12 protein-coding genes and 1 pseudogene are annotated in these 12,650 nt (G+C 44.7%); 8 read left to right on the forward strand and 5 right to left on the reverse strand.

Annotation, left to right across the window (positions count from 1 at the left end; all coding sequences use genetic code 11):
• Positions 1 to 5 precede the first annotated feature (5 nt).
• Complete coding sequence (locus B5D55_RS04730) at positions 6 to 419, reverse strand: Fur family transcriptional regulator (protein ID WP_078932843.1); 414 nt, start codon at positions 417 to 419, stop codon at positions 6 to 8.
• A gap of 148 nt (positions 420 to 567) precedes the next feature.
• Between B5D55_RS04730 and B5D55_RS04735 the strand changes: the two genes are divergently transcribed.
• From B5D55_RS04735 to B5D55_RS04760, 6 genes are all read left to right on the forward strand, one after another.
• Positions 568 to 2,967 carry a GNAT family N-acetyltransferase gene (locus B5D55_RS04735; protein WP_078932844.1) on the forward strand — a complete coding sequence of 800 codons (2,400 nt, stop codon included), beginning with the start codon at positions 568 to 570 and terminating at the stop codon, positions 2,965 to 2,967.
• A complete protein-coding gene (locus B5D55_RS04740) occupies positions 2,964 to 4,328 on the forward strand; it encodes a DUF763 domain-containing protein (protein ID WP_200805286.1) in 1,365 nt (454 codons plus the stop codon). The genes B5D55_RS04735 and B5D55_RS04740 overlap by 4 nt, the downstream gene beginning before the upstream one ends.
• A gap of 66 nt (positions 4,329 to 4,394) precedes the next feature.
• Positions 4,395 to 5,168 (forward strand): TrmH family RNA methyltransferase, encoded by a 774-nt coding sequence (locus B5D55_RS04745; protein WP_078932845.1) that lies wholly within the window; start codon positions 4,395 to 4,397, stop codon positions 5,166 to 5,168.
• A 3-nt stretch (positions 5,169 to 5,171) separates the two neighbouring features.
• On the forward strand, positions 5,172 to 5,747 hold the full coding sequence (yfcE, locus tag B5D55_RS04750) for a phosphodiesterase (protein WP_078932846.1): 576 nt from the start codon (positions 5,172 to 5,174) through the stop codon (positions 5,745 to 5,747).
• A gap of 290 nt (positions 5,748 to 6,037) precedes the next feature.
• On the forward strand, positions 6,038 to 7,315 hold the full coding sequence (locus B5D55_RS04755; protein WP_078932847.1) for an O-acetylhomoserine aminocarboxypropyltransferase/cysteine synthase family protein: 1,278 nt from the start codon (positions 6,038 to 6,040) through the stop codon (positions 7,313 to 7,315).
• 18 nt (positions 7,316 to 7,333) lie between these two features.
• Entirely contained in the window at positions 7,334 to 7,633 is a 300-nt protein-coding gene (locus B5D55_RS04760) for a Dabb family protein (RefSeq protein ID WP_078932848.1), read from the forward strand.
• Positions 7,634 to 7,642: 9 nt separating this feature from the next.
• Here B5D55_RS04760 and B5D55_RS04765 read toward each other — a convergent pair whose 3' ends face one another.
• The 4 genes and pseudogenes from B5D55_RS04765 to ettA all read right to left on the reverse strand — a co-directional run bounded on the left by B5D55_RS04765 (position 7,643) and on the right by ettA (position 11,279).
• The gene (locus B5D55_RS04765; protein ID WP_078932849.1) at positions 7,643 to 8,242 is read right to left on the reverse strand and encodes a cytidylate kinase-like family protein; all 600 of its coding nucleotides are present in this window, start codon (positions 8,240 to 8,242) and stop codon (positions 7,643 to 7,645) included.
• Between the two features lie 34 nt (positions 8,243 to 8,276).
• The gene (locus B5D55_RS04770; protein ID WP_078932850.1) at positions 8,277 to 8,993 is read right to left on the reverse strand and encodes an amino acid ABC transporter permease; all 717 of its coding nucleotides are present in this window, start codon (positions 8,991 to 8,993) and stop codon (positions 8,277 to 8,279) included.
• A 36-nt stretch (positions 8,994 to 9,029) separates the two neighbouring features.
• Positions 9,030 to 9,410, reverse strand: a pseudogene (locus B5D55_RS04775) (amino acid ABC transporter ATP-binding protein); the annotation flags it as partial.
• A 132-nt stretch (positions 9,411 to 9,542) separates the two neighbouring features.
• On the reverse strand, positions 9,543 to 11,279 hold the full coding sequence (gene ettA / locus B5D55_RS04780; RefSeq protein WP_078932852.1) for an energy-dependent translational throttle protein EttA: 1,737 nt from the start codon (positions 11,277 to 11,279) through the stop codon (positions 9,543 to 9,545).
• Positions 11,280 to 11,581: 302 nt separating this feature from the next.
• On the opposite strand from ettA, the gene B5D55_RS04785 reads away from it, so the two are divergent.
• Both B5D55_RS04785 and B5D55_RS04790 read left to right on the forward strand, forming a co-directional pair.
• Complete coding sequence (locus B5D55_RS04785; protein WP_078932853.1) at positions 11,582 to 11,908, forward strand: transposase; 327 nt, start codon at positions 11,582 to 11,584, stop codon at positions 11,906 to 11,908.
• Positions 11,909 to 12,011: 103 nt separating this feature from the next.
• Positions 12,012 to 12,455 (forward strand): DDE-type integrase/transposase/recombinase, encoded by a 444-nt coding sequence (locus B5D55_RS04790; protein WP_078932854.1) that lies wholly within the window; start codon positions 12,012 to 12,014, stop codon positions 12,453 to 12,455.
• The last annotated feature ends 195 nt before the right edge of the window (positions 12,456 to 12,650 follow it).

Consider the following 12,650-nt stretch of genomic DNA (forward strand, 5'->3'; position numbering starts at 1 on the left):
CGTTTTTATATGTACTGTGAGCAGGCGGCGCACGTTCCGTAGAATACCGTTTTTGCCCGGTCCATCGTAAACTGGTGCTCCGTAAGTATATGCTCATCTATGTCAGAAACAAATCCGCAGTCAAGATGAATGATTTTTCCGCATTTTTCGCATTTCAGATGGTAATGACCGGAGCAGTTTTCATTACCGCCGGCATATTGCCAGCAAGATTTTTTTCCGCTTTCATCGGCGAATTTCCTGATTACACCCTGTTTTTCAAGAGAGTCAAGATGCCGGTAAATAGTTGCCAGTCCGATTTTCTGATTCGCTACGGCAAGCTCTTCTTTTATTTCGGAAGCCGAAATCTGCCTGTCGTTGTTGCGCTCAAAATAGCGGAAAATCATATTTTTCTGGTCTGTGTGATACGAAATGTTATTCATAATTCCTAAAATTGAGAAGCATTCTCAATTTTAGGAATCAATATATAAAAATCATTGCGTCTGGTCAAGTGAAAAAAGATGAAAAATAAATGAAAGTGTGATATAGTGATTAAGTTCTTATTTTTAAAAGTTGAGGTGTAATACATTAATGAATCCGGAACTGCTGTCAAAAGAAAAAGTCGTTTATTTTTTTAATAAGTATAAGTATAATTCAAATAGAATTTATGTTCTTGAGCGTCAGCTTTTAAACGAAAGCTGTAAATCGCAGAAATGGGAGCTGCTGCTCAAAGAAATTTCTGATTTAACGCGCCAGCTTTACATAAAAAATGAAGCGCTCCTTGACGCGTACTTTCGTCCTGCCCTTGAATCTCCGCAGCAGCTTCGCCCGGACACAATACAGACGTTCCTTCTGCATATTACGTTTTTTCTTTTTGAAAACAACATAGATTCCCTGATTACAGAAGACCTCATCAATTCTTTTCTGGCACATCCTGAAGTTCTTGATACGCAGTCAAAATTTTCTGCGCTGATGAATCTTGGAATTTGCCGCACGATGTCCTGCGATGGAAATTTTGATGAAACGCAGAAGATTTTTGAAGAAGCAATTTCGATTTTCCCGACGTATGAATCTACGCCGAACTATGATACGCGGGTTCACCTTGCGTTCTGCAGGGTCTATCAGATGCTTGCGTTCGATTTGTACGGCTCTGACGATTATAAAGATTTTGTGCGGGTCTACAATGAAACTGACAGGCTTTTAAGGACAGGCGACGAAAAGCTGTATAAAAAAATGTGGGGCGAAAAATCTGACGCACAGTTCCACATGGACTATCTTATGCGTTTTCTGCGCATATACGGCATTTTTATGGCAGGAAAAGCCGGTTTTGACAGTTCGCGCGATGAAAGCCCGGAGAATGTTCAGGCACTCGGCACGATAATTCACTGGCTTACGGATGAATTTGAAGCGGAAAAAAAAGAGGGTGAAGTGAACCTTATGGTGTTCACTTTCTACAATAAATACAGGCACTTTAGCGGCGAAATTTCGGACGATGAATATTTTAATCTGATGAATTCAAAGTTCGAAGAGCAGAAAGCGTTTCTGGAACGTACGCGCGATTATATTTTCCCGGAATCATCTTTTCCTGTTGATGATGACCCGGTTGATCCTGTTTTTTCGCGTATGCTTGATAAAATGAAACTTTTTAACAGGACTTTTTCGTATATCTACGTGTTCCTTATGGAATTTGCACCTCTTTCTGCTGACGAAAACTTGAACAGGGAAATAATCCAGGAAGCCGCGCACTTTTTTGAGGCAAGCAAATATGCGGAAAAAGGCTTTAAGACCGATAAATTTGAAATTGACCTTATGCGCACTATTGCGCAGAAAATGACGTCAATAAACGAATTCCTGATTTTTTTCCAGACAGTTTTCATTCACCGGCAGATTTCAACGTCTAATCATATAGGAATGGTGAGCAGTATTGTGGGCGTATGTTTCTATCGTTTTGTAGAAAAGCGCCCGGATTTGTTCTTTATTCCCGGAAAGATTGAGACTGTGGAAGATGTTGAAAAATACAAGACTGATATGCTCCATTTTGTAAAAGTGGGCGCGCTTTTACATGACATAGGAAAACTTGGAAATACGGCGCTTATTAATCTTCATTTCAGAAAAATTACGGACAGGGAGTATGGCAGGATAAAGACACATTCGTCGCTGGGCGGTGAAATCGTAAAGGGAATTCCATATCTTGAAATTTACAGGGATTTTATTCTTGGTCATCATAAATTCTGGAATGACGAAAAAGGCTATCCGGAATCCTTTAAGGTACAGAAGTCTGCATATAAATATTACATCGGACTTATTACGCTTGCAGACTGCATTGATTCCGTAACTGATGCGGAAGGCAGGAACTACGCTACAAAAAAGAAATTCGATGATATTTTTGACGAGCTGCGTGAAGGAGCAGGAAGCCGCTACTGTCCTGAGCTTGTTGACCTTTTGATGAGGGACGAAAATCTTTTGAACCAGCTTAGAATGCTCACTTCTACAGGGCGCAACCTGAACCTTAGAAAAACATACCTTCGTTTTATAGAACACAACATTCATTTTTCAGAGCAGGAAGAAAAAACTGTGTCGCTTCTGAACGATACTTTGTACAAGCGACTGCCTGATTTTTATAAAACGTGCTATCCGTCCGTGGAAAGTGAAAAAATCGTGAAATATCTGGATGGCTTTAGTTCAAGCAGGAACGGCAGGATGTACATAATGCACGACAAAACAAACCGCATATACGGCGTTATGAACGGTTTTATTACAAGTTCAATCGATGAGCCGGATTATTTTTACATAAAAGAATTCATTATGCTCCCGGATTTCCGGCGAAAGGGCTTCGGAACAAAACTTCTGATGGCAGTTTCGCGCCTTTTAAAATGCGAGGACGTAAATAATCTTAAGCTGAACGTTCAGACAGGAAGCCCGGACGAAGCGTTCTTCTGGATAGACGGATTCAGCAAGTCAAAAAGCTACCTTATGGAATTAGGAATATGATTAAAAGTACCGGCCGCGCAGACTTGCCGCTTCACGTGGGAACTGTTCCACGATGGCTTGCAGACAGGATGATGACGCTTGGAACTCTGATTGTAGAATCTTTGGTGCAGCAGTACGGACGCCGCGAAGTGCTTATGCGCCTTAGCGATCCGCTGTGGTTTCAGTCACTGGGTGCGGTTATGGGAATGGACTGGCATTCTTCCGGAATTACGACAAGCGTAATGTATGCGTTAAAGCGCGGGCTAAATCCGCGTGCAGATGAACTTGGCATTTATATATGCGGCGGAAAGGGAAAGTACAGCCGCAGGACGCCGGAAGAACTGATTTACGTTTCGGAAAAAATCGGGCTTAACGGCGAGGAACTTGTCCGTTCAAGCAGGCTGTGCGCAAAAGTAGACAATACCGCCGTTCAGGACGGATTTCAGCTGTATCAGCATAATTTTATCATTACAAAAGAAGGCGACTGGGCAGTTGTTCAGCAGGGAATGAACGTTGCCGGGCGTAAGGCACGCAGATATCATTGGTGTTCGCCGCTTGTCCAGTCGTTTGTTGACGAGCCGCACAGTGCAGTTGTAGGCGAAAACTGCGGACAAATCCTGAACCTTACGGCGCACGAAGCTGATTCTGCACGGAGCGGCATTCTTGAACTGACAAGGGAAAACCCCGAACGCATTATGAAAGACATTGCGTCTGTTGCAGGAAGCGAAAGCAGTCCTACTGCATTCGGTTACGGCGGTTCGTCAAAAACTGTTTTGCCGGAAAATGCGATGGCGCAGAATACCGTAGCGGAGCAGGGACTTTTGTTCCCTGAATATGCCGCTTCTGAGGTACTGCCGCAGAAAGTTTCGCTTGCGCCGCTTAATTCAGAGATTATATATTCGGGAAGAAACCTTACTATGCCGGAACACCACGATGTGAGGGCAAAAGACGTTGATTTAAAGCGGCTTGGTGCGGTGATGGCGGCAGCGTATACGTCGCAGGCAGAAGATTTTGAAAGCCTCCTCCTTACGCCGGGACTTGGTCCGCGTACACTTCAGTCACTTGCGCTTGTAAGCGAGGTAATTCACGGAACGCCGTCGCGCTTTACGGATCCTGCAAGATTCAGCTTTGCTCACGGCGGAAAAGACGGTCATCCGTTCCCTGTACCGCTTAAAATCTACGATGAGTCAATCCGCGTTCTTCACGACAGCATAGAAAAATCAAAAATGGGCTATACTGAAAAGTCAGAATGTCTTGAACGCCTGCACCGGACTGCCGTACATATCGAGCAGAACTGCGTTCCTCTTGCAGATTTTGACGCATCAATAGCATACGAACGCAGTCATTCAAAAGAATGGGGCGGAAGAACAGTTGCAGACTGACAGTAACGGGCGCGACTTTTTCAATGCCTTCTAGCAAACAAACATCATTTAGTTATATACTAGGCTATGCGAAACAAAAAAAATAATGAACTTGCCGTCTGCGGTTTTGCGGCGGTGAAAAAGCTTGAAAAAAACAATAACGAGCGAATCCGCCGGCTGTATTTTACAAAGGAAGTTGCGCCGCTTTTCGGCGGACTTTGCAAGGCGCTTGCAAAACGCAAGGGAATTTATAATCAGGTAAAAGATGAAGAAGAGCTTGTAAAGCTCAGCGGAACGGTTCACCATCAGGGAGTCGTTGCGATGATTTATATGCCGGACATTACGCCGCTTGATTCCGACATAACTTCACGATGGGTAGAGAACGGCGAGAATGTCGTTGTCCTTGACCACATAGGAAATGCGAATAATTTTGGCGCAATCGTGCGGAGCGCGGCGTTTTTCGGCATAAAAAATATTGTCATTCCTGAGGATGAAACGGAAAGTGCCATAACTACAAGTTCCTACAGGATTGCCGAAGGCGGAATGGAATACGTGCATATTTATTCTGCGCGTTCGCTTGCAAGAATGCTTGAAGTCCTTAAAGGAAATATGGTTCGGATAGGCACTGATCTTGGCGCAAAAAAATCTGCTTCGGAATTAAAGGCTCTGTGCGGAAAAAAGCCGGCCGTAATCATTCTTGGTAACGAGGAGCGCGGAATAAGCGATGAAGTGCGCAGAAACTGCGATGAACTTGTAATTATTCCGTTTGCAGGAATGAGCGCAGGCGCAAAGGAGCCGCCTGTAGACAGTCTGAACGTTGCGCAGGCAAGTTCGATTATGTTCTACGAACTGTGTAAATAATTTATGAAATATCTAATCTGTTCTGACATTCACGGTTCGGAAAGTGCCGCGAGGAAAATCCTGTCGTTTTTTCAGTCGATGGAATGTGACAGGTTAATCAATTTGGGCGACACGCTTTATCACGGTCCCAGAAATCCGCTTCCTGAGGGGCATAATCCAAAAGGCGCAGCAGATGCGCTGAACGGTATTGCAGGGAAGATTTTTTCGTGCAGGGGAAACTGCGATGCGGAAGTTGACCAGATGGTGCTTGATTTTCCTACGACAGGCGATTATGTGCAGATTGTTGACGGCGGAATTACGCTTTTCTGTACGCACGGGCACGTATATGCGCCTTTTATAGGCGGAACTGCGGTTGTGCCGGGAGCAGCGAAGCCTTTGGTGGAAGTGCCGGCAGTGATTTTCTACGGTCATACGCACGTAAGCACGCTTGAAAAGGCGGAAAACGGCATTATCGTGTGTAATCCGGGGTCTGCCGCACTGCCTAAAGGCGGAACAGAAGCAGGATTTGCCATATATGAAAACGGCGAAGTAACGCTTTTTTCTATGAGCGGTAAAAAAATCAAAAGCCTTCGCTTTTAAAAAATCTGCTTCAAGGCTGACCGTGCCGGGTAAAAAAGTAAGGGTTGGGAGCGGTGCGTTTTTGAATCACCCATCTTTTTTCCCACTTTTCCGCTTGGTTGAGAAATGATTGTGAAAAACGTAAAATTAAAAACAGAAGCTTCTCAAAACTTCAGTTTTTTGAAGCGGCTTTGAAAAAGCGATGTTCTAACCTCGCGCTATAACAGCGAGTTAGAACTTGCAGGTATTTTTGAAAAATCGGCACAGACGAATTTTCAAAAATATCCAATATTTTTTTTCCTGGGGTAATTATGAAAATCGAAACAAAATGTTTGCATTCCGGCTATAGTCCTAAAAACGGAGAACCGCGCGTTGTGCCTATCGTTCAGAGTACGACGTACCGCTTTGATTCCTGCGATCACGTTGCAGCCCTTTTTGACAAGCCTACTGAATTTATGTATTCGCGCTTTGCAAATCCTACGTGCGATGCTGTTGAGAAAAAAATTGCTGATATGGAAGGCGGCGTTGGCTGTATGCTTACTTCAAGCGGACAGGCGGCAACTCTCTGTTCAATTTTAAATCTTTGTTCTGCCGGCGACAGTTTTATTGCCTCGTCTTCAATTTACGGCGGAACGATAAATCTGTTCGGTTTTACGCTCAAAAAGCTTGGAATTGAATGTATCTGGGTTGACGTGAACGCAAGTTATGACGAAATTGTAAAGGCTTTCAAGCCGAATACAAAATGCGTTTTTGGCGAAACGATTGCAAATCCGGCACTTACTGTGTTCGACTTTGAAAAATGGGCAAAGGCAGCGCACGCAAATAACGTTCCGCTTATTGTGGACAACACTTTTGCAACTCCTGTTTTGTGCCGTCCGTTTGAGTGGGGCGCAGACATTGTAATTCATTCAACAACAAAATATATGGACGGACACGCAGTTCAAGGTGGCGGTGCGATTGTTGACAGCGGAAATTTTGACTGGGAAGATGCGTACAAGAAGACTCACAAATTTGCCGATATGGTCGAACCTGACGAAAGCTATCACGGACTTTGCTATGTAAAGGATTTTGGAAAGGCGGCGTATATCGTAAAGGCTCGCACTCAGCTGATGCGGGATTTTGGCTGTTATCCAGCTGCCCAGAGTGCATTCTACCTGAATATGGGACTTGAAACTCTTGCCGTAAGAATGCCGCGCTACTGCCAGAACGCAAGGACAGTCGCAGAATATTTTAAAAAGTCTGAAAAAATTGCTTCGGTTTCGTATCCGGGACTTCCGGGCGACCGCTACTATGACCTTGCACAGAAATATCTTCCCGACGGAACAAGCGGCGTAATTTCAATCAGCATAAAGGGCGGACGGAGTGCTGCAGTGCGTTTTATGGACGCGCTCCAGCTTGCAAGTGATGAAGTTCACGTTGCGGACATCCGTACCTGCGTTCTTCACCCTGCAAGCGCAACTCACCGCCAGCTTACGGACGAACAGCTTGTAAAAGCCGGTATTGACGGCGGAATGGTACGGTTCAGCTGCGGCCTTGAAAATGTGGACGACATCATCGCCGACATAGACCGCGGACTTGCGGCGATTTAACAAAAAAGGAACTGACAGATGGTAAAACACGTAATTTTATGGACACTTAAAGAACTTTCTGAAGAAGAAAAAAAGTCGGTAAAAGCCGGAATTAAGAAAGGACTTGAAAATTTGAAAGGAAGAATTCCGGGGCTTTTGGAAATAAAGGTTGTTACAAACGGACTTCCTGGTTCAACGGCAGATGTAATGCTTGATTCTTTGTTTGAGTCTTATGAAGCACTTAAAGCGTATTCAACTCACCCGGAACACGTTGCAGTTGCCGACGAAAAAGTACGTCCGTTTACGGCGGTTCGTTTCTGCCTTGATTTTGAAACGTAAGGCGCAGGGCTAGATTTTGAAACGCTGGCATACCGCCTGATAAATCAGTTCTACTGCACCTTCTACGCCGAACATTTCTACGTCTATCATAATGTTTCGTCCGTGACGGTCGCCGCGGTTTTTTCCCGTGACGTAGCGGTAGTAATTGTGGCGGCGGCGGTCAATCTGCTTGATCATCTTCTGTGCGTCTTTTTCGGAAAGACCGTATGCTTCTGCAATGTGCTTTATTCTGTATGGAAGCGGCGCATATACAAAAGCATTCAGCGTAGTTCCGAATTCAGAAAGAAAATAGTCTGCGCATCGTCCGAGCATTACGCAGCTTTCCGTATTTGCAATCTGCCGGATGACAAATGCCTGTGCGCGGATTGCGTCTTCCGAATAAAATGATGATGAAGCACCGTAGCCGAATTCGGTGAAAAAACTTTCCTTTATGCCTGGGTGTTCATCTGACTTTCCGTAAAAATCAGCGTTTACGCCTGCAAGTCTTGCTGCACGGTCAACAAGTTCCTTGTCGTAAAACGGTACGCCCAGCCGTGCAGCAAGCTGTCTTCCTATTTCGCGTGCATTGCATCCGAATTCACGTCCTATTGTTATTACAAATTTTTTCATTTTACGTTCCTCTTACGTTTCTCTTAACTTTGTTTCAGCGTTTTCCTGTGTTGCATTTACGTTCAATATACTTTGCAAGAATTCCAAGCGGAATGCAGATTACAAGGTATACGCACGCAAGAATTGAGTATGATTCTATTGTAAGGAATGTCTGCGAGGTGTATGCCTTTGCAGTTGTAAGGAATTCTGCCGCGGTGATGTATGACATAAGGGAAGTGTCCTTTACCATCATTACAAGGTAATTTCCGAATATAGGAACGGAATTTTTGAGCGCCTGCGGAACTACAATCCTCAGCATTGCCTGAGAAGGAGTAAGTCCAAGCGCAAGAGCCGCTTCTTTCTGTCCGCCGTCAATTGAAAGGATTGCCGCGCGTATTACTTCTGCAATATACGTTCCGTAGTTTATTCCAAGTCCCAGTGTTCCGGCTGTAAGCGGCGTAAAGTTGCATTTGTAGCCTTCAAAACCGAGCAGCTGTCCCGCAATGGTAATCAGAAGCGGAACAACGTAATAGATGTATACAAGCTGTACAAGAAGCGGCGTTCCGCGTATAAGTTCCTGAAAAAGAATGACTATTCTGTTCAGTACCTTGTTTTTGGAAATGCGTGCAAGTGCAAGAATAAAACCGATTAAAAGTCCGAGTGCAAAACCAAGTAGCGTTGCTGCAAGGACGATGAACAGCGCACGTCCCAGAAGCTGCGGCAGCAGGTCTTTTATTGCTTTAATAAAATCAAGATTCTTTAAAATATTCATAGCTGCTCCTAAAAAATCAGAAAATCACCTGAAGTGCTATTTGTTCAGAATGCGCGAAAGGAATGCCTTTGTGCGCTCATTTTTTGGATTTGTAAACATTTCTTTCGGGGATTCGTCTTCTACAACGTAACCTGCATCCATAAAAATAACGCGGTCGGAAACTTCCTTTGCAAATCCCATTTCGTGCGTAACGGTTACCATTGTCATTCCCGATTTTGCAAGGTCTTTCATTACGGCAAGGACTTCGCCTACAAGTTCCGGGTCAAGTGCGCTTGTCGGTTCGTCAAAAAGCATAACTTCCGGGTTCATCGCAAGGCTTCTTGCAATCGCAACGCGCTGCTGCTGTCCGCCGGAAAGCGTTGCAGGATAAACGTCTGCCTTGCTTTTAAGTCCGACCTTGTCCAGAAGGGTAAGCGCAAGCGGATTTTGCCCTGCTTTTGACACCGGCAATTTATGAGTTTTATGTTAGGAATTTAAATCAAAAAGTCAATATAAAATAAATTTTCAAAAAAAGAGGAAAATCTATTGACTAAACGGCAAAAAACGGCTTTACCGGCTGAGTTTTCGGTAGACAGTGCGCTTCGGAACGCCTGCATCCTCGCCGAACTGCTCTTTTTTCCATTCTGCGTATTCAGACCAGTTGCCCTCAAAGAAGCGCACTTCTGAATTGTTCTCAAACGCAAGAATGTGGGTGCATACGCGGTCAAGGAACCAGCGGTCATGGCTTACGACAAGCGCACATCCGGCAAAATCCTCAAGAGCTTCTTCCAGTGCGCGAACCGTCTGAACGTCAAGGTCATTCGTCGGTTCGTCGAACAGAAGAACATTTCCGGCTTCCTTAAGCATCATTCCAAGATTAAGGCGATTCTTTTCTCCGCCGCTTAATACGCCTACCTTTTTGTTCTGGTCAGCACCGGCAAAATTAAACCATCCGCAGTAAGCGTGTGCATTCACCTCGCGTACTCCGCCTTCAAGAGCGCGGCCCTTTTCGTCAACAGCACCAAGCTTTATCATATCAGCACCGCCGCCAAGCGTTTCGTAGACAGTTTTGCTCATATCAAGGCCGCTTCTCATCTGGTCAACGTACACAAGCTTTACCGTAGAACCGACAGTTATTTTGCCGGAATCAGGTTTTTCTCCGCCTTCCATACCGGCGGCATCTACAATCATTTTGAAAAGAGTTGTTTTTCCAGCACCGTTAGGCCCTACGATTCCGACAATCGCACCTGCCGGAACGTGGACGTTAAGTCCTTCAAACAAAAGCTTGTCACCGAAAGACTTTGAAAGATTTTCAATATCAATAACCTGATTTCCAAGGCGCGGACCTGCCGGAATGGAAATCTGCGTGTCCTTAAGCTGTTTTTTTCCTTCCTGCGCCATAAGCTCGTTGTAGCGCGTGATGTGTTCCTTGTGCTTTGCCTGACGACCCTTTGCGCCCATATGAATCCACTCAAGTTCGCGCTGAATTTCTTTCTGGCGCTGGCTTTCGTTTTTGTTTTCAAGTGCAAGGCGCTGGTTTTTCTGCTCAAGCCAGGAAGAATAATTACCCTTAAACGGATAGCCTTCTCCGCGGTCAAGTTCAAGAATCCATCCGGCAACATCGTCAAGGAAGTAGCGGTCGTGGGTGATGGCAATTACTGTTCCCGGATAGTCGTGAAGGTGTTTTTCAAGCCAGGCGACAGTTTCTGCATCAAGGTGGTTTGTCGGCTCGTCAAGAAGAAGAATGTCCGGTTTCTGAAGAAGCAGGCGGCACAGAGCAACGCGGCGTCGTTCACCTCCGGAAAGTACGTCTACAACCTGTTCTGCAGGAGGACATCGGAGCGCGTCCATAGCAAGTTCCAGATTGTTGTCAAGATTCCATGCATCAAGCGCATCAAGTTTTTCCTGAACTTCGCCCTGGCGCGCACACAGTTTGTCTATGTCTGCATCCGGATCACCGAACGCTTCGTTTATCCTGTCAAATTCGGCAAGCAGGTCAGTGATTTCCTTTACGCCTTCCTTAACCGTTTCAAGAACAGTTTTTCCCGGCTCAAGCTGCGGTTCCTGCTCCAGATAGCCTATTGTATAGCCGGGAGCAAGCGTCGTTTCTCCCGTAAAGTCCTTGTCAATTCCTGCAAGAATCTTGAAAAGGCTTGACTTACCGGAACCGTTCGGACCGATAACGCCTATCTTTGCACCGTAAAAATAAGAAATGCTGATGTCTTTAAGAACGACTTTTGTTCCGTAAGAACGTGAAACTCTGTCCATAGTATAGATAATTTTTTTGTCATCGAATGTCTTTGCCATAACGTATCTCGCGCTCCCGTTTTGTAATTTTAATCAGTTTTATTACGTACAAATATATAGAAGAAAAATAAAAGGGGCAAGGGTGAAAGGGGGAGGAGGTCATAAACCTTCCCTTACTTCTCCGCCGAAATCACTGCAAATTTTCCCATAAGGTAAATGCACTCTGCGCTCTTAAAACCTGCATCCTTAAGCCAGGCGATTTCCTGCGCTACGATACATTAAAATGAGTGCGTAAACCAGCACAGAAAAAGAAGCAGATTTAAGGTGCAAACAGCCGATAAATTAAGCAAGGCGGTTAGCACATGGCAAAGAAACGACAGTCATTCAGCAAGGATTTCAAGGCAAAAGTTACACTTGAAGCATTACGCGAAGAATCTACGATTCAGGAAATTGCAGTAAAATATGGCGTTCATCCGAATCAGATTCCCCAATGGAAAGCACATGCAATTGCCGGAATGGCTGACATTTTTGAACGGCCGAATAAGAAGTCAGAAGAAACGAGAAAGCAGGAAGAGGAAAAAGACAGTCTTCTGAAAACAATCGGTGAACAGAAAGTCGAAATCGATTTTCTAAAAAAAAGTACAAGCAGATATACGGCTACGATCCAATCTTGTAGACTCTGCCTATAAAGTCTTAAGCATTTCAAGGCAGTGCAAGCTGCTTGGGATTTCTCGAAGCCAGTATTACTACGAGCCGAGCTCAGGGCATGATGAAAAAGATTTCAATCTGCTTATGAAAATCAAGGAAGTTCAGATTGAGTATCCGTTCTACGGTTACCGCAGAATCTGGCGTGAGATAAATAAAAACGGTGGGGACACGACAGAAGCGACTGTACGCCGTGTAATGCGAAGATTCGGAATTACAGCAGTATTTCCGGGCAAGAATCTTTCCAAGGCCTGTAAATATCACAAGAAGTATCCGTATCTTCTGAAAAACAAGGTAATCAGATATCCGAATCAGGTATGGTCAACGGATATTACTTACATAAAGTTGCCGACAGGAAATGTTTACCTGATGGCAATAATCGACTGGTTCTCAAGGAAAGTCTTGAGATGGCGCGTGTTCAACACGATGGACGCGCTGCAGTACGCAAACCTGCTTAGGGAAACATCGAAGAATACGGCTGCCCTGCAATCTTCAATACAGACCAGGGAAGCCAGTTTACATCTATCTTAAACGCTACGAAACAATGAAAGATTTGAAGGCCGGAGTTGATGCCTACTTCAATTTCTACAACACGGTGAGTTTTCATCAGTCGCTGGACTACAACGTGCCAGATGAAATGTCTGTATAAATGCTTCCAGTACAATGAACTGGAATGTAAACAGGCTGCATAAATTTTTACACCTTAAACCTGTAAAAATTTTGTAT

The organism is Treponema porcinum, assembly GCF_900167145.1.
Classification (GTDB): domain Bacteria; phylum Spirochaetota; class Spirochaetia; order Treponematales; family Treponemataceae; genus Treponema_D; species Treponema_D porcinum.